This is a genomic window from Tabrizicola flagellatus, from assembly GCF_046295235.1.
GTDB lineage: Bacteria > Pseudomonadota > Alphaproteobacteria > Rhodobacterales > Rhodobacteraceae > Tabrizicola > Tabrizicola flagellata_A.
Genome location: NZ_JBKBLV010000021.1, coordinates 25,827 through 44,767 on the forward strand (window position 1 = coordinate 25,827; position 18,941 = coordinate 44,767).

The 18,941-nt window shown below is 67.0% G+C and carries 25 protein-coding genes; 24 read left to right on the forward strand and 1 reads right to left on the reverse strand.

Annotated elements, in window-relative coordinates; genetic code table 11:
- The first annotated feature begins 91 nt into the window (after nucleotides 1-91).
- The 4 genes from ACK4IU_RS10845 (at nucleotide 92) to ACK4IU_RS10860 (ending at nucleotide 4,120) form a co-directional block, all read left to right on the forward strand.
- Entirely contained in the window at nucleotides 92-742 is a 651-nt protein-coding gene (locus ACK4IU_RS10845; RefSeq protein WP_409734842.1) for an HAD-IA family hydrolase, read from the forward strand.
- 371 nt (nucleotides 743-1,113) lie between these two features.
- Nucleotides 1,114-2,373, forward strand: a complete 1,260-nt coding sequence (locus tag ACK4IU_RS10850; RefSeq protein WP_409734844.1) for a TCR/Tet family MFS transporter — start codon at nucleotides 1,114-1,116, stop codon at nucleotides 2,371-2,373.
- Complete coding sequence (locus tag ACK4IU_RS10855; protein WP_409734846.1) at nucleotides 2,370-3,602, forward strand: DegT/DnrJ/EryC1/StrS family aminotransferase; 1,233 nt, start codon at nucleotides 2,370-2,372, stop codon at nucleotides 3,600-3,602. The genes ACK4IU_RS10850 and ACK4IU_RS10855 overlap by 4 nt, the downstream gene beginning before the upstream one ends.
- Nucleotides 3,602-4,120: a thermonuclease family protein gene (locus ACK4IU_RS10860; protein WP_409734849.1), complete on the forward strand. Its 519-nt coding sequence runs from the start codon at nucleotides 3,602-3,604 to the stop codon at nucleotides 4,118-4,120. The genes ACK4IU_RS10855 and ACK4IU_RS10860 overlap by 1 nt, the downstream gene beginning before the upstream one ends.
- Here ACK4IU_RS10860 and ACK4IU_RS10865 read toward each other — a convergent pair.
- The gene (locus tag ACK4IU_RS10865; protein WP_409734851.1) at nucleotides 4,114-4,539 is read right to left on the reverse strand and encodes a hypothetical protein; all 426 of its coding nucleotides are present in this window, start codon (nucleotides 4,537-4,539) and stop codon (nucleotides 4,114-4,116) included. The two genes, ACK4IU_RS10860 and ACK4IU_RS10865, sit on opposite strands and share 7 nt — an antisense overlap.
- Before the next feature lie 245 nt (nucleotides 4,540-4,784).
- On the opposite strand from ACK4IU_RS10865, the gene ACK4IU_RS10870 reads away from it, so the two are divergent.
- From ACK4IU_RS10870 to ACK4IU_RS10965, 20 genes are all read left to right on the forward strand, one after another.
- Nucleotides 4,785-5,150, forward strand: coding sequence for an NADH-quinone oxidoreductase subunit A (locus ACK4IU_RS10870; protein WP_137112858.1), 366 nt, complete (start codon nucleotides 4,785-4,787; stop codon nucleotides 5,148-5,150).
- Nucleotides 5,150-5,671 (forward strand): NuoB/complex I 20 kDa subunit family protein, encoded by a 522-nt coding sequence (locus ACK4IU_RS10875; protein WP_409734921.1) that lies wholly within the window; start codon nucleotides 5,150-5,152, stop codon nucleotides 5,669-5,671. The genes ACK4IU_RS10870 and ACK4IU_RS10875 overlap by 1 nt, the downstream gene beginning before the upstream one ends.
- 2 nt (nucleotides 5,672-5,673) lie before the next feature.
- The gene (locus ACK4IU_RS10880; protein WP_409734853.1) at nucleotides 5,674-6,279 is read left to right on the forward strand and encodes an NADH-quinone oxidoreductase subunit C; all 606 of its coding nucleotides are present in this window, start codon (nucleotides 5,674-5,676) and stop codon (nucleotides 6,277-6,279) included.
- A complete protein-coding gene (locus ACK4IU_RS10885; protein WP_409734855.1) occupies nucleotides 6,276-6,701 on the forward strand; it encodes a thioesterase family protein in 426 nt (141 codons plus the stop codon). The genes ACK4IU_RS10880 and ACK4IU_RS10885 overlap by 4 nt, the downstream gene beginning before the upstream one ends.
- The gene (locus tag ACK4IU_RS10890) at nucleotides 6,698-7,936 is read left to right on the forward strand and encodes an NADH-quinone oxidoreductase subunit D (RefSeq protein ID WP_409734857.1); all 1,239 of its coding nucleotides are present in this window, start codon (nucleotides 6,698-6,700) and stop codon (nucleotides 7,934-7,936) included. The genes ACK4IU_RS10885 and ACK4IU_RS10890 overlap by 4 nt, the downstream gene beginning before the upstream one ends.
- On the forward strand, nucleotides 7,936-8,094 hold the full coding sequence (locus ACK4IU_RS10895; RefSeq protein WP_409734859.1) for a hypothetical protein: 159 nt from the start codon (nucleotides 7,936-7,938) through the stop codon (nucleotides 8,092-8,094). The genes ACK4IU_RS10890 and ACK4IU_RS10895 overlap by 1 nt, the downstream gene beginning before the upstream one ends.
- Before the next feature lie 3 nt (nucleotides 8,095-8,097).
- Nucleotides 8,098-9,261 carry an NADH-quinone oxidoreductase subunit E gene (locus tag ACK4IU_RS10900; RefSeq protein WP_409734861.1) on the forward strand — a complete coding sequence of 388 codons (1,164 nt, stop codon included), beginning with the start codon at nucleotides 8,098-8,100 and terminating at the stop codon, nucleotides 9,259-9,261.
- A 58-nt stretch (nucleotides 9,262-9,319) separates the two neighbouring features.
- On the forward strand, nucleotides 9,320-10,450 hold the full coding sequence (locus tag ACK4IU_RS10905) for a hypothetical protein (RefSeq protein ID WP_409734863.1): 1,131 nt from the start codon (nucleotides 9,320-9,322) through the stop codon (nucleotides 10,448-10,450).
- A 62-nt stretch (nucleotides 10,451-10,512) separates the two neighbouring features.
- A complete protein-coding gene (locus ACK4IU_RS10910; RefSeq protein ID WP_409734865.1) occupies nucleotides 10,513-11,094 on the forward strand; it encodes an NADH:ubiquinone oxidoreductase in 582 nt (193 codons plus the stop codon).
- 21 nt (nucleotides 11,095-11,115) lie between these two features.
- The gene (locus ACK4IU_RS10915) at nucleotides 11,116-11,340 is read left to right on the forward strand and encodes a DUF5337 domain-containing protein (RefSeq protein WP_409734867.1); all 225 of its coding nucleotides are present in this window, start codon (nucleotides 11,116-11,118) and stop codon (nucleotides 11,338-11,340) included.
- A 9-nt stretch (nucleotides 11,341-11,349) separates the two neighbouring features.
- Nucleotides 11,350-12,645, forward strand: a complete 1,296-nt coding sequence (gene nuoF / locus ACK4IU_RS10920) for an NADH-quinone oxidoreductase subunit NuoF (RefSeq protein WP_149589672.1) — start codon at nucleotides 11,350-11,352, stop codon at nucleotides 12,643-12,645.
- Nucleotides 12,646-12,650: 5 nt separating this feature from the next.
- On the forward strand, nucleotides 12,651-12,902 hold the full coding sequence (locus ACK4IU_RS10925) for a hypothetical protein (protein ID WP_409734870.1): 252 nt from the start codon (nucleotides 12,651-12,653) through the stop codon (nucleotides 12,900-12,902).
- 107 nt (nucleotides 12,903-13,009) lie between these two features.
- On the forward strand, nucleotides 13,010-13,408 hold the full coding sequence (locus ACK4IU_RS10930) for a DUF5333 domain-containing protein (protein WP_409734872.1): 399 nt from the start codon (nucleotides 13,010-13,012) through the stop codon (nucleotides 13,406-13,408).
- 78 nt (nucleotides 13,409-13,486) lie between these two features.
- Nucleotides 13,487-15,508, forward strand: coding sequence for an NADH-quinone oxidoreductase subunit NuoG (gene nuoG / locus ACK4IU_RS10935; protein WP_409734874.1), 2,022 nt, complete (start codon nucleotides 13,487-13,489; stop codon nucleotides 15,506-15,508).
- A gap of 1 nt (nucleotide 15,509) precedes the next feature.
- Nucleotides 15,510-15,917, forward strand: coding sequence for a hypothetical protein (locus ACK4IU_RS10940; protein ID WP_409734876.1), 408 nt, complete (start codon nucleotides 15,510-15,512; stop codon nucleotides 15,915-15,917).
- A 29-nt stretch (nucleotides 15,918-15,946) separates the two neighbouring features.
- Nucleotides 15,947-16,984 carry an NADH-quinone oxidoreductase subunit NuoH gene (nuoH, locus tag ACK4IU_RS10945; protein ID WP_409734878.1) on the forward strand — a complete coding sequence of 346 codons (1,038 nt, stop codon included), beginning with the start codon at nucleotides 15,947-15,949 and terminating at the stop codon, nucleotides 16,982-16,984.
- Nucleotides 16,985-16,987: 3 nt separating this feature from the next.
- Complete coding sequence (gene nuoI / locus ACK4IU_RS10950) at nucleotides 16,988-17,482, forward strand: NADH-quinone oxidoreductase subunit NuoI (protein ID WP_409734880.1); 495 nt, start codon at nucleotides 16,988-16,990, stop codon at nucleotides 17,480-17,482.
- A 4-nt stretch (nucleotides 17,483-17,486) separates the two neighbouring features.
- On the forward strand, nucleotides 17,487-17,900 hold the full coding sequence (locus tag ACK4IU_RS10955; RefSeq protein WP_409734882.1) for a carboxymuconolactone decarboxylase family protein: 414 nt from the start codon (nucleotides 17,487-17,489) through the stop codon (nucleotides 17,898-17,900).
- Nucleotides 17,897-18,511, forward strand: a complete 615-nt coding sequence (locus ACK4IU_RS10960) for an NADH-quinone oxidoreductase subunit J (protein WP_409734884.1) — start codon at nucleotides 17,897-17,899, stop codon at nucleotides 18,509-18,511. Before ACK4IU_RS10955 ends, ACK4IU_RS10960 begins: the two co-directional genes overlap by 4 nt.
- Nucleotides 18,512-18,925, forward strand: a complete 414-nt coding sequence (locus tag ACK4IU_RS10965; RefSeq protein ID WP_409734886.1) for a hypothetical protein — start codon at nucleotides 18,512-18,514, stop codon at nucleotides 18,923-18,925.
- The last annotated feature ends 16 nt before the right edge of the window (nucleotides 18,926-18,941 follow it).

Genomic DNA, 18,941 nt, shown 5'->3' on the forward strand with positions numbered 1-18,941 from the left:
TGCCCCTTTCCTTATCGTTGCGCCCGTTTTACCCCCCATGGACCGGGTGGCAAGGGGGCCGCTCCTCACGCCACGTTACAGGTAGGCCCGCATGCGCTGTGTAGTGTTCGATCTGGACGGAACTTTGGCGGATACCTCGGCGGACCTGCTGGCGGCGGCCAATGCGGCGCTGCCCCGGCCGGTGCTGGGGCCGGGGGATGAGCTGACCGCCTTTCACGGCGGGCGCGCCATGCTGCGGCTGGGGTTCGCGCGGCTGGGGCTGGAGTGGAGCGAGGCGGATGTCGATGCGGGCTATCCGCGCCTTCTGGAGGCCTACCGGGCCGGGATTGCCACCCACACGCGGCTGTATCCCGGCGCGATGGAGGCGGTGGAGGCGCTGAAGGGGCTGGGCTTCGCGGTCTCGATCTGCACCAACAAGCCCGAGGGGCTGGCCGAGCTTCTGCTGGCCGAGCTGGGGGTGCGGGGGGCCTTCGGGGCCCTGGTGGGCGCCGATACCTTCCCGGTGAGGAAGCCCGACCCGATGCCGTATCGGGCGGCTGTGGAGCGGGCGGGGGGCGTGGTGGCGCGCTCGATGCTGGTGGGAGACACCGAGACGGACGCGAAAACCGGAGTGGCGGCCGAGGTGCCAGTGGCGCTGGTCACCTTCGGGCCGGAAGGGGCGGGGGTGTCCCGATTCAACCCGGCCGCCCTTCTGGACCGGTTCGAGGACCTGCCGGGGCTGGCGGGGCGGCTGATCGGCTGATGTGTCCACGGTGGACATTTCCTGATCCATGAAGGAAATCAGTGTCTTGGTCGCAGGCGTAAGGGAAATCTTAACACCTGCCTGAGGTCGCGTGGGCAGCACTGGGGAGGCCCCCCACCCCCATCCCCTCCCCACGGAGGGGGAGGGGAGGCGACCTGTCCGGGGGCGGGTTTCGGGGTGGGGCGGATGTCGACTCGTGCGCTGCGCGCAAGCCTCTTGTCTCGCCTCTGGCCTGCGCGCCAACCGGCTCGGGCGCCTCCGGCGGGGATATTTGGGGACAGATGAAAGGACCGGGCGCGCGCCGCTGTCACCGGGGCGGGCGGCGCTATGCCCTTTGACAGTCGTCCGCGCGGCCCATAGGGTCGCAGCCCATGACCGAGGCCTCCGACCTGCCCGCACCGACCGCGACCGAGGCGCCTCGGCCGGTGAGCCGGCATGCGGTGACCTTCGTGCTGATCACCGTCTTTCTGGACATGGTGGGGTTCGGTCTGATCATGCCGGTGCTGCCCAAGCTGATCGAGGATGTGGGGCAGGTCGATATTGCGCAGGCTGCGGTGATCGGCGGCTGGATGTTTGCGGCCTTCAGCCTGGCGCAGTTCGTCTTCGCGCCGCTGATGGGGAACCTGGCCGACCGTTTCGGCCGCCGGCCGCTTCTCTTGCTGGCGATCTTCGGGCTGGGGGCGGATTTCATCCTGATGGCGCTGGCGCCCTCGCTGGAATGGCTGTTCGCGGGCCGGATCATCGCCGGGATCTGCGGCGCGAGCTGGATCATCGCCAGCGCCTTCATCGCCGATGTCACCGCGCCGGACGACCGGGCCAAGGCCTATGGCTACATGGGCGCGGCCTTCGGCGTGGGATTCGTCATCGGTCCGGCGATCGGGGGGCTTCTGGGAGAGCTGGGGCCACGGGTTCCGTTCTGGGTGGCGGCGGGCATTTCGCTGGTGAACTTCGTCTACGGGATGCTGGTCCTGCCGGAATCGCTGGCACCGGAAAACCGCCGCCGGTTCGAGCTGTGGCGGGCGAACCCCTTCGGCGCCTTCCGGGTCTTTGCGACCTACAGGGGCGTGTTGCCGATGGTGATGGTCATGGGGCTGTTCTTCTTTTCCACCAGCGTCTATCCGGCGATCTGGACCTTCTGGGGCATCGCCAAGTTCGGCTGGTCCGAGGCGATGGTCGGCGGCACGCTGGCGATCTTCGGGCTGATCGCGGGGGGCTTTCAGGGGTTCCTCACCGGCCCGGCCACGAAACGCTTCGGCGAATGGCAGGTCGCGCTGTTCGGGCTGGTCTGCGCGACGCTGGTGGTGCTGGGCTATGGGTTCGTGGGCTCTCTCGGCGCGGTGATCGCACTGATGATCCTGCACGGGCCCGAAGGGTTCGTGCATCCGCTGCTGACCTCGATGCTGACCAAGCGCGTGCCCGAGGATGCCCAGGGTGAGTTGCAGGGCGGGATTTCCGCCGTCACGAATGTCGCCATGCTGTTCGGCACGGTGTTCTTCGCCTTCATCTTCGGGCATTTCTGGGCCGAGGGTCGCGCCTGGCGGTCAACGGACGTGGCCTATTGGGTGGCGGCGGGGTTCCTGGCGCTGACGACGGCGCTGTTCCTGAGTCTGAAGAGGTCCGAAAAGGCATGAGCGAGACGTTCCGTGGCAGTTTCACCCAGCAGGAGCCGATCCCCGAGGCGGGGATCGACGCGGCGCTGGCCGTCCTGCGGCACGGGCGGTTGCACCGGTACAACACGGTGGCTGGCGAGGTTGCCGAGACGGCCCTGCTGGAAGAGGAATTCGCGGCCTATGTCGGGGCCCGCTATTGTCTGGCGCTGGCCTCGGGCGGAGCGGCGATGGCCTGCGCCCTGCGGGCGTTGCAGGTGAAACCGGGCGAGCCGGTGCTGTCCAACGCCTTCACCCTGGCGCCGGTGCCGGGGGCGATCGCCTCGATCGGGGCGCGGCCGGTGTTCGTCGAGGTAACCGAGGACCTGACCATCGACCTTGCGCATCTGGAGGCGCAGGCGAAGGCTTCGGGCGCGCGGGTGCTGCTGCTGAGCCACATGCGCGGGCATGTCTGCGACATGGATGCGCTGATGGCGCTGGCCGACCGGCTGGGGCTGCGGGTGATCGAGGATTGCGCGCACACGATGGGCGCGAAGTGGAAGGGCGTGCCTTCGGGCCGGCACGGGGCGATCGGCTGCTATTCGACGCAGACCTACAAGCACATGAACAGCGGCGAGGGGGGGCTTCTGGTCACCGACGATGCCGAGCTGGCGGCGCGGGCGGTGCTTCTGTCGGGGTCCTACATGCTGTATGCCCGCCACCGCGCGGCGCCCCCGCCGGAGGTGTTCGAGCGCCTGAAGCTGGAGGTGCCGAACGTCTCGTCCCGGATGGACAACCTGCGCGCGGCGATTCTGCGGCCGCAGATCGCGTTGCTGGATGACCGTCGGGCGCGCTGGCGGCGGCTTTATCAGGGGATGGAGCGGGGGCTTGCGGGTGTGCCGGGGCTGAAGCTGATCGAAAGGCCGCAGCACGAGGACTATGTGGGCTCGTCCTTCCAGTTCCTGCTGCCGGGCTGGGAGGCGGCGCGGGTGGCCGCCTTCGTCGCCGGGGCAGCGGCGCGGGGGGTGGAGCTGAAATGGTTCGGCGCGGCCGAGCCGCAGGGCTTTACCAGCCGCTACGCGCATTGGCAGTATGCCGCGCCCGAACCCCTGCCGCAGAGCGACCGGGTGCTGGCGGGGCTGATCGACATGCGGCTGCCGCTGACCTTCACGCCCGAGGACGTGGCGCAGATCGCCCGGATCATCGCCGACGAGGTCCGTGCGGCCGCCGAGGCGCGCGATCTTGCCCCGGTGGCGGCCCCGGCGGCGGACTGATGGGCTGGCTGTTCCGCCCGGCGCGGCCGGCGGGGATGTTGACGCGGGGCCTGCGCCGGATCGCGGATCCGCGATTCTACCTGAAAGCGGTGATCGGGCTGGCGCTGGCGGGGCTGGTGATCGTGCCCACGGTGGCCGACCTGATCAACGCCGCGACCCGGACGGCAGTCGGCGAGGCGGGGGACTGCCGGATCTTCCGGGTGGTGGACGGGGACACGGTGTCGCTGATCTGCGCCGGGGAAGGGATGATCAGCGCGCGTCTTCTGGGTTTTGACACGCCGGAGAAGTATTCGCCCGGCTGCCTGTCCGAGTTCGTGGCGGCGGAACAGGCGAGCTGGGCCTTGCGGATGCTGATCCGCAAGGCCGACCGCATCGTGCTGCGGCGCGAGGGGACGGACCGCTATGGCCGGCTGCTGGTGCGGATGGAGCTGGACGGGGTGGACCTGGCCCGCCTGATGATCCGGGCGGGCCATGCGCGGCAATATGCGGGCGGGTTGCGCGGCAGCTGGTGTCAGTAGTCCTGCGGATAGGGCGAGGTGCCGCCGAGGCTGTCGTTGGTGTGCTGGATCAGCACGCCGCACAGACAGGCCACATCGGTGCAGGCGTCGCGACGGGCCAGGAAATCCGGATCGCGGGGCGGGTCGGTCTCGTCCACGTCCTGGCCGGTCGCGTTCTCGACCGCATGGACCCAGGCCAGATCGTCCAGCCGCCCCATGCGCCAGAGCGTGTCATCCGCGCCCCATGACGCGTCGCACATCAGGACATGCGCCGGGTTTGTGGGGGCATCGCAACTGATGTCCGAGAGGAGACCGGCATAATACGGTTCAAGCTCGGCGATGCGCGCCTCGACGGCGGCAAGGTCGATGGCACAGGTCTGCGCGGCGGTACCGCCAGCCGCGAAAGCCAGCAGGAGGGCGGAAAGCGGGATGGGGTGCATGGGGTCGGTCCTTTCGTGCTGGCGGCAGGAAAGGCGGGACGGGCGGCGCGGTCAAGGTAGGGGGAACCGGCCCCGCAGGGGCTTGGTGAAGCGCTTGGATCAATGAAATTTCTGCATCTGCAAAGCCAGGAATCCGGTCCGCCTTCGGTTGACCCCGGCAGGGCCGCAGAGTAAACGGGCGGGGAGACATGGCGGGCCGACAAGCCCGCCCGCACGCGCGCCGCCAGCAGTCAAGGAGCCCCCTCGTGGACCTTATCCTCCGAGAGTATCTGCCCATCCTCATCCTTCTGGCCGTGGCCGTGGGCCTCGGCCTCGTCCTGATCCTGGCGGCGGCCGTCCTGGCCGTGCGGAACCCGGACCCCGAGAAGGTTTCGGCCTACGAATGCGGCTTCAACGCCTTCGACGACGCGCGGATGAAGTTCGACGTGCGGTTCTATCTGGTGTCGATCCTGTTCATCATCTTCGACCTGGAAGTGGCGTTCCTGTTCCCCTGGGCGGTGGCCTTCGGGGAGATCAGCATGGCGGCCTTCTGGTCGATGATGCTGTTCCTGGCCGTGCTGACGGTCGGGTTTGCCTATGAATGGAAGAAGGGGGCCCTGGAATGGGAGTGATGACCGGCAATGCCGCTGGTGCCGACCACGAGGTCGCCGTCCAGGCCCTGAATCGCGAACTGTCGGACAAGGGGTTCATCCTGACCTCGACCGAGGACATCATCAACTGGGCGCGGATCGGGTCCTTGCACTGGATGACCTTTGGTCTGGCCTGCTGCGCGGTCGAGATGATGCATACCTCGATGCCGCGCTATGACCTCGAACGCTTCGGCACCGCGCCGCGCGCCTCGCCCCGGCAGTCGGACCTGATGATCGTGGCGGGCACGCTGACCAACAAGATGGCCCCGGCGCTGCGCAAGGTCTATGACCAGATGCCCGAGCCGCGCTATGTCATCAGCATGGGCTCCTGCGCCAACGGGGGCGGCTATTACCACTACAGCTATTCGGTGGTGCGCGGCTGCGACCGGATCGTGCCGGTCGATGTCTATGTCCCCGGCTGCCCGCCCACGGCGGAGGCGCTGCTTTACGGCATCCTTCAGTTGCAGCGGAAGATCCGCCGCACCGGCACCCTGGTGAGGTAATCATGAGCGAAGCCCTTCAGGAACTTGCCGGGATCATCGAGCTGAAGCAGCCCGAGGCCGTGGTCTCGACCGCGATCGCCATTGGCGAGCTGACGGTGGTGGCGAACCTGGGCAACCTGGAAGCCCTGGTCGAATTCCTGCGCGACGATGCCTCGTGCCGCTTTTCGACCCTGGTGGACATCACCGCGGTGGACCACCCGGAACGGGTGCAGCGGTTCGACGTGGTCTATCACTTCCTGTCGATGTACCGGAATCACCGCATCCGCGTGAAGGTCGCGGTGCGCGAGGACGAGATGGTGCCCTCGATCACCGACCTGCACCCGTCGGCCAACTGGTTCGAGCGCGAGGTATTCGACATGTTCGGGATCCTGTTCTCGGGTCACCCGGACCTGCGGCGCATCCTGACCGACTACGGCTTCCGCGGCTATCCCTTGCGCAAGGACTTCCCGACCACGGGCTACACCGAGGTCCGCTACGACGAGGCGCTGAAGCGGGTCGTCTATGAACCGGTGAAGCTGGTCCAGGAATACCGCCAGTTCGACTTCATGAGCCCCTGGGAAGGTGCGGACTACATCTTTCCCGGCGACCAGAAGGCAGAGACGAAGTGAAACCGGGCCTCGCCATAGGCGACCGGGCGGTGTTCCGTCACCGGATCGGGCCGCAGCACACGGTGCCGGCGCTCTACCCCGAGGCGGCGCGGTTCCAGGACATGCCGGCAGTGCTGGCCACGGGCTATTTCGTCGGGCTGATGGAATGGGCCTGCGTGGAACAGATCGCGCCCTATTACGAGGACGGCGAGGGGTCGCTGGGCACCCATGTCGATTTCAGCCATGTCGCGCCCACCCCTCCCGGCCTGACGGTGACGGTGGAAAGCGAGGTCACGGACATCGACGGCAAGTTCTTATGGTTCCGGTGCCGGGCGCATGACGGGGTGGACATGATCGGCGAGGGGCGGCATCAGCGCGCCGTCGTTCGGTGGGAGAAATTCGTGCCGAAGGCGATGGCCAAGGCGGAAAAGGCGGTGGCATGATGGACGGCGATATCCGCAGGAACACCTACGACGACGGCTCGACCGATTTCGAGACCGGCGAGCAGCGCATCCGCAACTTCAACATCAACTTCGGGCCGCAACACCCGGCGGCACATGGCGTGCTGCGCCTGGTGCTGGAGCTGGACGGCGAGATCGTCGAACGCTGCGACCCGCATATCGGCCTGCTGCATCGCGGCACCGAGAAGCTGATGGAAAGCCGGACCTACCTGCAGAACCTGCCCTATTTCGACCGGCTGGATTATGTGGCGCCGATGAACCAGGAACATGCCTGGTGCCTCGCGATCGAGCGGCTGACCGGCACGGTCGTGCCGCGCCGCGCCAGCCTGATCCGGGTGCTGTTCTCGGAAATCGGGCGGGTGCTGAACCACCTTCTGAACGTGACCACGCAGGCAATGGACGTGGGCGCCTTGACGCCTCCGCTCTGGGGCTTCGAGGAGCGCGAGAAGCTCATGGTCTTCTACGAGCGCGCCTGCGGGGCGCGGCTGCACGCGGCCTATTTCCGGCCCGGCGGCGTCCATCAGGACCTGACGCCGCAGCTGATCGACGACATCGACGCCTGGGCGGAAGCCTTCCCCAAGGTTCTGGACGACATCGACGGCCTACTGACCGAGAACCGCATCTTCAAGCAACGCAATGCCGATATCGGGATCGTCACCGAAAAGGACATCCTGGACTGGGGCTATTCCGGCGTGATGGTGCGCGGATCGGGCCTTGCCTGGGACCTGCGGCGCGCCCAGCCCTATGAGTGCTACGACGAGTTCGAGTTCAGGATCCCGGTCGGCAAGAACGGCGACTGCTACGACCGCTACCTGTGCCGGATGGCCGAGATGCGGGAATCCACCAGCATCATCCGGCAGGCCTGCGCCAAGCTGCGGGTGGAAAAGGGCGACGTGCTGGCGCGCGGCAAGATCACCCCGCCGAAGCGGGCCGAGATGAAGACCTCGATGGAGGCCTTGATCCACCACTTCAAGCTGTACACCGAAGGGTTCCACGTCCCGGCCGGCGAGGTCTATGCCGCCGTCGAGGCACCGAAGGGCGAGTTCGGGGTGTATCTGGTCGCCGACGGCACCAACCGGCCCTACCGCGCCAAGATCCGGGCTCCGGGCTATCTGCACCTGCAATCGATGGACTGGATCTGCAAGGGCCACCAGCTGGCGGATGTAAGCGCGATCATCGGCACGATGGATGTCGTGTTCGGGGAGATCGACCGCTGATGCCGGACGTGACGTTCAATCTGTGGACCCTGATCCTGGGCGCGGTCGCTGGCCTCGCCGGGGTTCTGGGCTCCCGCTATGGCCACAAGCTGGTCATGGGTGCCGTCTCGGGCGCCGTGGCGGCCGTGGTCCTGACCTTCGCCAGAGGATATTTCTGAGCCATGCTTCGCCGTCTGCACCACACCCAGCCCGACAGTTTCGCCTTCACTCCGGCGAACCTGGAATGGGCGAAGGCCCAGATTACCAAATATCCCGAGGGCCGGCAGGCCAGCGCCATTATCCCGCTGTTGTGGCGCGCGCAGGAGCAGGAGGGGTGGCTCTCCCGTCCCGCGATCGAGCATGTCGCCGACATGCTGGGCATGCCCTATATCCGCGCGCTGGAGGTGGCGACCTTCTACTTCATGTTCCAGTTGCAGCCGGTCGGCAGCGTCGCCCATGTCCAGATCTGTGGCACCACGTCCTGCATGATCTGCGGGGCCGAGGAGCTTGTGGCAGTGGCCAGGGAGCTCATCGCTCCGACCCCGCACACGCTTTCCGCCGACGGCAAGTTCAGCTGGGAAGAGGTCGAATGCATGGGCGCCTGCGCCAATGCGCCGATGGCCCAGATCGGCAAGGACTATTACGAGGACCTGACCGCCGAGAAGCTGCGTGAGCTGATCGGGCGGTTCCGCAAGGGCGAGGTGCCGGTGCCGGGGCCGCAGAACGGGCGCTATGCGGCCGAACCCGCCGGCGGCCTGACCAGCCTGAAGGAGTTCGAGTCGGGACGCCGGCAGTACAATGCCAGTGTGCAGCTTGCGGTGGACATCGGCGATACGGTCAAGCGCATCGACGGAACCGAAGTGCCGCTGACGACGCCCTGGCTGGGCGTGGCGGCGAAGGCGAAGCCGGCGAAGGCGCAAGCGGCCGAGCCGAAGGCTGTTTCGATGGCCCCGGCCGACGCGACCGGCGTCACGGCGCAGGAGGCCAAGCCCCGGTCGAAGGGCGCCGCGAAGGCTGGCGGCGGTCGTTCTGCTGCCACGCCCGAGACCGTTGCACTGGTCGTGACGGGCCGCAAGCCCAAGGCGCTGAAGGCGGCGCGAAAGGGCAAGGCGGATGATCTGAAGCTCATTCTCGGCATCGGTCCCAAGCTCGAGGCGCTGTGTCACCGGCTGGGGTTCTTCCATTTCGACCAGATCGCCGAATGGACAGCCGAGGAGATCGCCTGGGTTGACGAGAACCTGGAAGGGTTCAAGGGCCGGGTCAGCCGCGACAAGTGGGTCGAACAGGCCCGGATCCTTGCGGCCGGGGGGACCGTCGCAGAGGCCGAAGCGGCCGCGCGCGACTGAGTGTGGTATGTGATTGCCCGGATCCGGCCGTGGCCGGACCGGCGATGGGAGCGGGTTGATGTTGGACCGGGATGACGACACGACGATCGGCAGGGGAGGCTGGGCACTGGTCCTGGCCTCGGGCCTGATATTCTTCGTCGTCCTCCGCTATGTCTTCCACTACCTGCTGTTTCCCTCGCTGGCCTTTGCGCTGGCCATCGCACTGATCGTGCTATTGATCCTGTACCGGCTGGCGGTTGCGGTGAACCGGCACGACGATGCCGAGGCCGAACGCCACGTCCGTCGGATCGTCCCGGCTTCGACCCTGGCCGAGGGCACCACGCGGGTAAGCGGGATCGAGGGGGCGCAGGCCTCGCCGGTCGTGGCGGTGCCGGTGCGGCCCGATCCGGCGGTGCCTAGCCCGCAGCGTCCGGCTGCGATGGTGACACCCTTGGCGAAGGTCGAACCCGCGCCGCTGATCATGCCGCGGCAAGCCGCGCCGACGCTGGCGCCCGCCGCCAGGGCAGCCCAGACGGCCCCGATCGATCCGGTGGAGACGGCCCTTCCAGGGCCTTCTGCCGCGGTTTCGCCTGTTGTTGCTGCGTCGCAACCCGCGGTCAGGACGGTCGCCAAACAGAAGGCCGAAGCCAGGCTGACTGCCAAACCGGGCGCAAAGTCGGCGGGAAAATCGGGGACAAGGTCCCGTGCTGGCGACAAGTCGACCGCGAAGCCTGCCAAGGAGGTTGCAGCTTCAGAGCCAGCGACAGCAAAGACAGCGACCGCCAAGCCGGTGGCCGGGTTCAAGGGCAAGGCCGAACTGGAAGCCAAGGCCGCCGTGCCGGTCCCCGCCGCGGCGCCCGAAGTCGCCAAGAAGACCAAGGCTCCCCCCAAGGTCAAGGCTGCGGCCAAGTCGAAGGCCACGAAGGTGCCTGCGACCGGGCTGGTGCGGCTGACCGCGCCGCGCGGCGGCAAGGCGGACGATCTGAAGATGATCGACGGGGTCGGCCCGGCGCTGGAAAAGCTGGTGAACAGCCTGGGCTTCTATCATTTCGACCAGATCGCCGCCTGGACCGAGGCGGATGTCGCGCTGGTCGATGCCGAGATGAAATCGTTCAAGGGCCGCGCGACGCGGGACAAGTGGGTGCTCCAGGCGAAGATCCTGGCGAATGGAGGGACTGCAGAAGAAGCCGCCGCCGCCGCCAAGGCGTGACGGTCAATCGAAGCAACGCGGTAACCGGGACTGCCGGGCCGCCCTGACGGGAGTGACATGGAATGCGCAGTGCAGAGAACGTGAATGCCCCTTGGCTGGGCGGCTGGATCATCGGTGCGGCGGCCGGGCTGGTCGCCTTCGGCGCGTTGATCGTGGTGGGCAAGTTCGACTATTCGCCCGCGGCAGCAATCGGGATCGTGGTGGCCTTGCTGGTCGGTGCCATCCTGGGCCTGCCCTGGGGGACGAAATCGCCGGCTCCGGTCGCGCGGGGCATGGGTGCCCCGGCGGAGCCCGTTGCCGCGCCGGTCACGGCCGCCGCGGCCGCCCCCGCCGCCTTCGTGTCGATGCCCGCCGAGGCCCATGCCGGACCCGAGCGGTTGTCGGCGCCGCGCGGCGGCAAGGCCGACGACCTTAAGGAGATCGAAGGCATCGGTCCGGCAATGGAAAAGCTGGTCAACGAGCTGGGCTTCTACCACTTCGCGCAGATCGCCAGCTGGTCGGAAGCCGACGTGGCCTGGGTCGATGCGAACCTGAAGGGCTTCAAGGGCCGCGTTACCCGCGACAAGTGGGTGGCGCAGGCGAAGATCATCGTCAACGAAGGGCTTGAGGCGTTCCGCGAACGCGCCAAGACCAACAACTACTGAGACCCCGGAGAAGCGCCCGACATGCAGAACCGTCCCGATCCGGCCGACCTTCAGCGCGCCCGACAGGTGCGGCTGGTGGCCATCGTCCTGGCCGGGACGATGCTGATGTGGATGGGGGCGCAGGTCCTGGGCGGACAACTCGGGTTGGAGACGCGCTATGTGTTCCTCTTCGACCTTCTGGCCATCGCGGGCTTCGTCTGGGCCCTGGTGGTGACTTTTCAGATCTGGCGCGGACGCCGGGGTTAGGAAGACCAAATGCTCAAGGATCAGGACCGCATCTTCACCAACCTTTACGGGATGCATGACCGCAGCCTGAAGGGTGCGATGAAGCGGGGCCATTGGAACGGCACCGCCGAGATCATCAAGCGCGGGCGCGACACGATCATCGAGCAGGTCAAGGCCTCGGGCCTGCGCGGGCGGGGGGGCGCGGGGTTCCCAACGGGCCTGAAATGGAGCTTCATGCCCAAGCAGTCGGACGGCCGCCCGTCCTATCTGGTCATCAACGCCGACGAGTCGGAGCCGGGCACCTGCAAGGACCGCGAGATCATGCGGCATGACCCCCACACGCTGATCGAGGGGGCGCTGATCGCCAGTTTCGCGATGGGGGCGAACACCTGCTACATCTACATCCGCGGCGAATACATCCGCGAGCGCGAGGCGCTGCAGGCCGCGATCGACGAATGCTATGACGCGGGGCTTCTGGGCAAGAACGCCGCCAAGTCGGGCTGGGACTTCGACCTTTACCTCCACCATGGCGCGGGGGCCTACATCTGCGGAGAGGAGACCGCGCTTCTGGAATCTCTGGAAGGCAAGAAGGGCATGCCCCGGATGAAGCCGCCGTTCCCGGCCGGCAGCGGCCTTTACGGCTGCCCGACCACGGTGAACAACGTGGAGTCGATCGCGGTCGTCCCGACGATCCTGCGCCGGGGGCCGGAGTGGTTCGCCTCGTTCGGGCGGCCGAACAACACCGGGACCAAGCTTTTCGGCATCTCGGGCCACGTCAACAACCCCTGCGTCGTGGAAGAGGCCATGTCGATCCCGCTGCGCGAGCTTCTGGACCGCCATTGCGGCGGGGTCCGGGGCGGCTGGGACAACATCAAGGCGGTGATCCCCGGCGGGTCCTCGGTGCCGCTCTTGACCAAGGAACAGTGCGACGACGCGATCATGGACTTCGACTGGCTGCGCGAGCAGCGCTCGGGCCTGGGCACGGCGGCGGTGATCGTGATGGACAAGTCCACCGACGTCATCAAGGCGATCTGGCGGCTGTCGAAGTTCTACAAGCACGAAAGCTGCGGCCAGTGCACCCCCTGCCGCGAGGGCACGGGCTGGATGATGCGGGTCATGGACCGCCTGGTGCGCGGCGAGGCGGAGATCGAGGAGATCGACATGCTGCTGTCGGTGACGAAACAGGTCGAGGGCCACACGATCTGCGCGCTGGGTGATGCGGCGGCCTGGCCGATCCAGGGCCTGATCCGCGCCTTCAGGGACGAGATCGAGGACCGCATCAAGGCCCGCAAGACCGGCCGCATCAGCGCGGTCGCGGCAGAGTGATGCGGATGGCGCTGGCCCTTTCGGTGATGCTCGCTCAGGCGGCCTGCGTGGGGACGGCTCCGACCGCTCCTGCCGCGCCGGGCACGGCCCGGGGGCCGGTGCGCGTCACCAACAATGGCCAGCCGTTCCAGATGTGGGAGGGCGCGCTTGCCCGCAAGGCGGCGGATGCCGCCTGTGGGGGGGCTGTCCGCGTCTCGATCTACGACCGCTTCGACCGGACGACGGGCGAATGGGTCTATCCGGAGGGTTGCGCATGACGGCTGCGGTCCCGGAGGGTCACAACGCGCTGAAAACGGCGGTTTGTCATGGCATATCAAGGGGGGGTGGCCCCATCTGCGCTGCACGAGCAGCAAAGGAGACCAAGATGCTTCGCAAACTGACCCTTGCCCTGACCCTGGCCGCCACGCCCGCGCTGGCGTTGGTGCCGATCAACGAAGACCCGGTGATCCACAACAGGCTGTTGCAGGGTTTCATCGGCGATGCCATCGCCAACAACTGCCCGACGATCAAGCCGCGCACGATGCGGGCGCTGGGTGAGCTCAACAACCTTCGTGACTATGCCCTGAAGCAGGGCTACGCGGCCGATGTCGTCCGCGACTTCGTCCGGTCCAAGGAGGAGAAGGCGAAGTTCAAGGCCGAGGCCGCCGAATGGCTGAAGGCCAGGGGCGCCGAGCCGGGCAAGGCCGAGACCTATTGCAAGATCGGCGAGGAAGAGATCGCCAAGGGCACGCTGGCCGGGACACTGTTGAGGTCGACGAAATGACGCTCGCAGAGCAAGAGACACATCAAGGACGCAGCCGCCGGAGACCGCGGCTGCCTGAAGGGACGGCGGAGTAGGGCCATGACCAACCTCAGGAAAATCAACATCGACGGGATCGAGGTCGAGGTCGATGGTGCCATGACCATCATCCAGGCGGCGGAAGTCGCCGGGGTGGAGATCCCGCGCTTCTGCTACCACGAGCGGCTGTCGATCGCCGGGAACTGCCGGATGTGCCTGGTCGAGGTGGTGGGCGGCCCGCCGAAACCGGCGGCCTCCTGCGCGATGCAGGTGCGCGACCTGCGGCCTGGCCCCAACGGCGAGGCTCCGGTCGTCAAGACCAGGTCGCCGATGGTGAAGAAGGCCCGCGAGGGGGTGATGGAGTTCCTGCTCATCAACCACCCGCTCGACTGCCCGATCTGCGACCAGGGCGGCGAATGCGACCTGCAGGATCAGGCGATGGCCTATGGCGTGGACTTCAGCCGCTACCGCGAGCCCAAGCGCGCGTCCGAGGACCTGAACCTTGGCCCGCTGGTCGAGACGAAGATGACCCGCTGCATCAGCTGCACCCGCTGCGTGCGGTTCACGACCGAGGTCGCCGGGATCACCCAGATGGGCCAGACCGGGCGCGGTGAGGATGCCGAGATCACCAGCTATCTCAACATGACGCTGGATTCGAACCTGCAAGGCAACATCATCGACCTCTGCCCGGTCGGCGCGCTGACCTCGAAGCCCTATGCGTTCACGGCCCGTCCGTGGGAGCTGACGAAGACTGAATCCATCGACGTGATGGATGCGCTGGGGTCGAACATCCGCATCGACACCAAGGGCCGCGAGGTCATGCGCATCCTGCCGCGCAACCATGACGGCGTGAACGAGGAGTGGATCAGCGACAAGACCCGGTTCGTCTGGGACGGGCTGCGTCGGCAACGGCTGGACACGCCCTATGTCCGCGAGAACGGCAAGCTGCGGAAGGCGACCTGGGGCGAGGCGCTGGCAAAGGCGGCTGCCGCCATGCAGGGCAGGAAGGTGGCGGGTCTCGTCGGCGATCTGGTGCCGGTCGAGGCGGCGTATTCCCTGAAAACGCTCGTTGAATCCCTGGGTGGTGCTGTCGAGTGCCGGACCGACGGGGCGAGGCTGCCCATTGGCAACCGCTCGGCCTATGTCGGCACGGCCAAGATCGAGGACATCGACACGGCCAAGGTGATCCTGTTGATCGGCACCAACCCGCGTGTCGAGGCTCCGGTGCTGAACGCCCGCATCCGAAAGGCCTGGGCGGGTGGCGCGATGGTGGGCCTGATCGGCGAGGCGGCGGATCTGACCTATGACTACAAGCACATGGGCACCGACCGCGCGGCCCTGGTCGATCTGGTCGGCCGGGTGACGGCGAAGGACAACACGCTGGTCATCATCGGCCAGGGCGCGATCAACGAGGCCGACGGCGAGGCGGTCCTGTCCCAGGCCATGGCCTATGCCACCGGGGCGGGGGCCAAGTTCATGGTCCTGCACACGGCGGCTGCCCGCGTGGGCGCGATGGACGTGGGTGCCGTGACCGAGGGTGGGCTGGCCATGGCCACCCAAGGCGCGCAGGTGATCTACAACCTGGGCGCTGACGAGGTCGAGATCAGCCGCGACGGGGCGGATGCCCCCTTCGTGATCTACCAGGGTAGCCACGGCGACCGGGGCGCCAACCGGGCGGACATCATCCTGCCGGCGGCGGCCTACACGGAAGAGAACGGGCTTTTCGTCAACACCGAGGGGCGGCCGCAGCTTGCCTTCCGCGCCGGATTCGCGCCGGGCGAGGCCAAGGAGAACTGGGCGATCCTGCGGGCCCTGTCGGCGGAACTGGGCAAGCAACTGCCGTGGGATTCGCTGGCGGGCCTGCGGTCGGCGCTGGTCAAGGCGCATCCGCATCTGGGTCGCATCGACGAGGTGCCCGAGAACGAGTGGCAACCGCTCCCGGTGAAGGCCCCGGCCAAGGCCACGTTCCGCAACGCGATCAGGGACTTCTACCTCACGAACCCCATCGCGCGGGCGTCCAGCGTGATGGCGGAACTTTCGGCCATGGCCAAGGCCCGGGCGGCGGCCCCGATTGCGGCGGAGTAGGATGGTGCAGCGTCTCTCCCTCATGGCGACCCTCGGCACCGCGACGGCGGCGCTTGGGGCTTGCACGCCCGCCGGAGAGGTGCCAGAGGAGCGCGGGCAACAGGCGGTCTATCAGGGGGTCTCGACGATCCTGCTCGACAGGGACCTGGTCAGCTTCAACCTCGCCATGACGGGGGCGAAGGACCGGGCGCAGGTCGAGGCCTATGGCCGCTGTGCTGCCGCGCAATATGCGCTGGATCAAGGGTTTGGCTTCGCGCGGCAGGTGCGGACCATTGTGACGAAGAAGGGCCGGACATGGTACGGGGATGCGGTTTATCTCATCTCGGCCGACCGGCCCGAGGGCTTGCGTACCATCGTCGCCGAAGAGACGGCGGCGGACTGCGCCGAGCTTGGAATACCGGGCCGGTAGGACTGGCGGATTGAGGATGAGGGACTGACATGGACGGGTTTCTTGCCACGGGGTTCGGGACGGCGGTGCTGATCGCGGCGCAAAGCCTTCTGATCGTGGCCTTCGTGATGATCAGCCTGCTGTTCCTCGTCTACGGCGACCGGAAGATCTGGGCGGCGGTGCAGATGCGGCGCGGGCCGAACGTGGTGGGGCCCTTCGGGCTGCTGCAATCGGTGGCCGACGCGCTGAAATATGTCGTCAAGGAAATCGTCATTCCGGCGGGGGTGGACCGGCCGGTGTTCTTCCTGGCGCCGATGCTGTCCTTTGTCCTGGCGATCCTGGCCTGGGCAGTGATCCCCTTCGATGACGGCTGGGTCCTGGCCAACATCAACGTGGCGATCCTGTTCGTCTTCGCCGTCTCCTCGCTGGAGGTTTACGGCGTCATCATGGGCGGCTGGGCCTCGAACTCGAAATACGCCTTCCTCGGCTCGCTGCGGTCGGCGGCGCAGATGATCTCCTACGAGGTCTCCTTGGGCCTGATCATCATCGGCGTCATCATCTCGACCGGCGCGATGAACTTCGGCGCCATCGTGCAGGCGCAGGACACGGGCTATGGCCTGTTCGGCTGGTACTGGCTGCCGCATCTGCCGATGGTGGTGCTGTTCTTCATCAGCGCGCTGGCCGAGACCAACCGACCGCCCTTCGATCTGCCGGAAGCGGAATCCGAACTCGTGGCGGGGTTCATGGTGGAGTATTCCTCGACCCCCTACCTTCTGTTCATGGCCGGCGAATACATCGCCATCTTCCTGATGTGCGCGCTGATCAGCCTGCTGTTCTTCGGCGGCTGGCTGTCGCCGATCCCCGGCCTGGCCGATGGCTGGTGGTGGATGGTCGCCAAGATGTGGCTGTTCTTCTTCATGTTCGCCATGGTGAAGGCGATCGTGCCCCGCTACCGCTATGACCAGCTGATGCGGATCGGCTGGAAGGTCTTTCTCCCGATGTCGCTCGCCTGGGTGGTGATCGTTGCGTTCCTGGCGAAGTTCGAGGTGCTGGGCGGCTTCTGGGCCCGCTGGACGATTGGAGGCTGACCGATGAGCAACATCGACTGGACCCGCGCGACGCGCTATTTCCTTCTGATGGACTTCATCAAGGGCTTCGGCCTGGGGATGAAGTACTTCTTCGCGCCGAAATCGACGGTGAACTACCCGCATGAGAAGGGGCCTCTCAGCCCCCGCTTCCGCGGCGAACATGCGCTGCGCCGCTATCCGAACGGCGAAGAACGCTGCATTGCCTGCAAGCTCTGCGAGGCGGTCTGCCCGGCGCAGGCGATCACCATCGACGCCGAACCGCGTGAGGACGGCAGCCGCCGCACCACGCGCTATGACATCGACATGACCAAATGCATCTACTGCGGCTTCTGCCAGGAGGCCTGCCCGGTCGATGCCATCGTCGAAGGTCCGAACTTCGAATTCTCGACCGAGACGCGCGAAGAGCTGTTCTACACCAAGGAAAAACTCCTGGAGAACGGCGCCCGCTGGGAGGCCGAGATCGCCCGCAACCTGGAACTTGACGCGCCCTACCGGTGATCCCATGACCGACGACTTCGCCAAGATGTTTTCCGCCTGGATGGAGCAGGGCCAGAAGATGGCCCAGGCCTTCATGCCGGGCATGGAGAATTTCGACGCGAAGGCGATGGAAAAGTTCTTTCCGGCGATGCCCAAGGAACTGCTGGAGATGTGGTTCGGCAAGACCTTCAACCCCGAAGGTCTGGATGCGCGGACCCGGTTCCTCGTGACCATCGCGGCGCTGACGGTCCTTGGGCCGGTGGGCGAGCCGCAGTTGCGGATGACGATCAAGAATGCCCTGTCGGCCGGGGCCACCAAGCGCGAGGTCGCGGAAGTGATCTGGCAGATGTCCATGTTCGGCGGGGTGCCCGCCATGCAGAAGGCGCTGGAAGTCGCCCAGTCCGTCTTCGCCGAAACGCCTGAGGAGAAAGACGCATGACCGTCTTCAGTTTCGCCTTCTACATGTTCGCCGTGATCACGGTGGCGTCGGGCCTGATGGTGACGCTCAGCCGCAACCCGGTGCATTCGGTGCTGTGGCTGATCCTGGCATTCCTTTCGACCTCGGGCCTGTTCGTGATGCTGGGGGCCGAGTTCGTGGCGATGCTGCTGGTCATCGTCTATGTCGGCGCGGTGGCGGTGCTGTTCCTCTTCGTGGTGATGATGCTGGACATCGACTTTGCCGCGCTGAAGGGGGAACTTGCGCGCTACATGCCGCTTGGCCTGCTGATCGGCGTGGTCCTCCTGATGCAGGTGGCGATCGGGATCGGCGTCTGGACGGTGGCCGACGGGGCCGAGGGCCTGCGCAAGGCCGTGGCGCCCGCGCCCTCCGAGATCGAGAACACCCGCGCGCTGGGGATGCTGCTTTACGACCGCTATTTCCTGCTGTTCCAGCTGGCGGGCCTGATCCTGCTGGTGGCGATGATCGGGGCGATCCTGCTGACGCTGCGGCACCGCAAGGACATCAAGCGGCAGAACGTGCTGGCCCAGATGTGGCGCGATCCGCAGAAGGCGATGGAACTGAAGGACGTCAAGCCGGGGCAGGGCCTCTAGATGCACGCCGCCGCCCCCCTTGCCCTGGCCACCGCGATGGCCGTGCCCGCCTGGGCGCGGACCCCGGATCTTCCGGGGCTGCCGGTCTGCCAGGATGCGCAGGGCCGGGTGGTCGAGTTGCAGGACCAGGGTGTGAGCGGCGATGTCGTGCTGTTCTGGACCGCCTCGGACTTCGAGCCCGCGGGCGAGGTGGTGCTGGCCGACTGCGGCTCGGGCCGGGCGCTGCGGGTGGGACCCGGCCGGTCCGAGGACAGCCTGCACACCGCCGCCGGGATCATGCGCGCGGCGATCTGGGACGAGGCGCCGCACAGCCTGGCCGAGATCCAGGCCAGCCTGCGCGCCAGGGGATATCGGGCGAAGCGGGGTAGCATCCCGCCTGGCCATTGCGCCTGCGGCTTCGTCCGGCAGGACTGACGACGGAACGGCAACG

Excerpts from the sequence above, each read along its gene's own strand:
- ACK4IU_RS10845 (WP_409734842.1), top strand. The coding sequence starts at position 92 with ATGCGCTGTGTAGTGTTCGATCTGGACGGAACTTTGGCGGATACCTCG.
- ACK4IU_RS10850 (WP_409734844.1), top strand. The coding sequence starts at position 1,114 with ATGACCGAGGCCTCCGACCTGCCCGCACCGACCGCGACCGAGGCGCCT.
- ACK4IU_RS10855 (WP_409734846.1), top strand. The coding sequence starts at position 2,370 with ATGAGCGAGACGTTCCGTGGCAGTTTCACCCAGCAGGAGCCGATCCCC.
- ACK4IU_RS10860 (WP_409734849.1), top strand. The coding sequence starts at position 3,602 with ATGGGCTGGCTGTTCCGCCCGGCGCGGCCGGCGGGGATGTTGACGCGG.
- ACK4IU_RS10865 (WP_409734851.1), bottom strand. The coding sequence starts at position 4,539 with ATGCACCCCATCCCGCTTTCCGCCCTCCTGCTGGCTTTCGCGGCTGGC.
- ACK4IU_RS10875 (WP_409734921.1), top strand. The coding sequence starts at position 5,150 with ATGACCGGCAATGCCGCTGGTGCCGACCACGAGGTCGCCGTCCAGGCC.
- ACK4IU_RS10880 (WP_409734853.1), top strand. The coding sequence starts at position 5,674 with ATGAGCGAAGCCCTTCAGGAACTTGCCGGGATCATCGAGCTGAAGCAG.
- ACK4IU_RS10890 (WP_409734857.1), top strand. The coding sequence starts at position 6,698 with ATGATGGACGGCGATATCCGCAGGAACACCTACGACGACGGCTCGACC.
- ACK4IU_RS10895 (WP_409734859.1), top strand. The coding sequence starts at position 7,936 with ATGCCGGACGTGACGTTCAATCTGTGGACCCTGATCCTGGGCGCGGTC.
- ACK4IU_RS10900 (WP_409734861.1), top strand. The coding sequence starts at position 8,098 with ATGCTTCGCCGTCTGCACCACACCCAGCCCGACAGTTTCGCCTTCACT.
- ACK4IU_RS10905 (WP_409734863.1), top strand. The coding sequence starts at position 9,320 with ATGTTGGACCGGGATGACGACACGACGATCGGCAGGGGAGGCTGGGCA.
- ACK4IU_RS10910 (WP_409734865.1), top strand. The coding sequence starts at position 10,513 with ATGCGCAGTGCAGAGAACGTGAATGCCCCTTGGCTGGGCGGCTGGATC.
- ACK4IU_RS10915 (WP_409734867.1), top strand. The coding sequence starts at position 11,116 with ATGCAGAACCGTCCCGATCCGGCCGACCTTCAGCGCGCCCGACAGGTG.
- nuoF (WP_149589672.1), top strand. The coding sequence starts at position 11,350 with ATGCTCAAGGATCAGGACCGCATCTTCACCAACCTTTACGGGATGCAT.
- ACK4IU_RS10925 (WP_409734870.1), top strand. The coding sequence starts at position 12,651 with ATGGCGCTGGCCCTTTCGGTGATGCTCGCTCAGGCGGCCTGCGTGGGG.
- ACK4IU_RS10930 (WP_409734872.1), top strand. The coding sequence starts at position 13,010 with ATGCTTCGCAAACTGACCCTTGCCCTGACCCTGGCCGCCACGCCCGCG.
- nuoG (WP_409734874.1), top strand. The coding sequence starts at position 13,487 with ATGACCAACCTCAGGAAAATCAACATCGACGGGATCGAGGTCGAGGTC.
- ACK4IU_RS10940 (WP_409734876.1), top strand. The coding sequence starts at position 15,510 with ATGGTGCAGCGTCTCTCCCTCATGGCGACCCTCGGCACCGCGACGGCG.
- nuoH (WP_409734878.1), top strand. The coding sequence starts at position 15,947 with ATGGACGGGTTTCTTGCCACGGGGTTCGGGACGGCGGTGCTGATCGCG.
- nuoI (WP_409734880.1), top strand. The coding sequence starts at position 16,988 with ATGAGCAACATCGACTGGACCCGCGCGACGCGCTATTTCCTTCTGATG.
- ACK4IU_RS10955 (WP_409734882.1), top strand. The coding sequence starts at position 17,487 with ATGACCGACGACTTCGCCAAGATGTTTTCCGCCTGGATGGAGCAGGGC.
- ACK4IU_RS10960 (WP_409734884.1), top strand. The coding sequence starts at position 17,897 with ATGACCGTCTTCAGTTTCGCCTTCTACATGTTCGCCGTGATCACGGTG.
- ACK4IU_RS10965 (WP_409734886.1), top strand. The coding sequence starts at position 18,512 with ATGCACGCCGCCGCCCCCCTTGCCCTGGCCACCGCGATGGCCGTGCCC.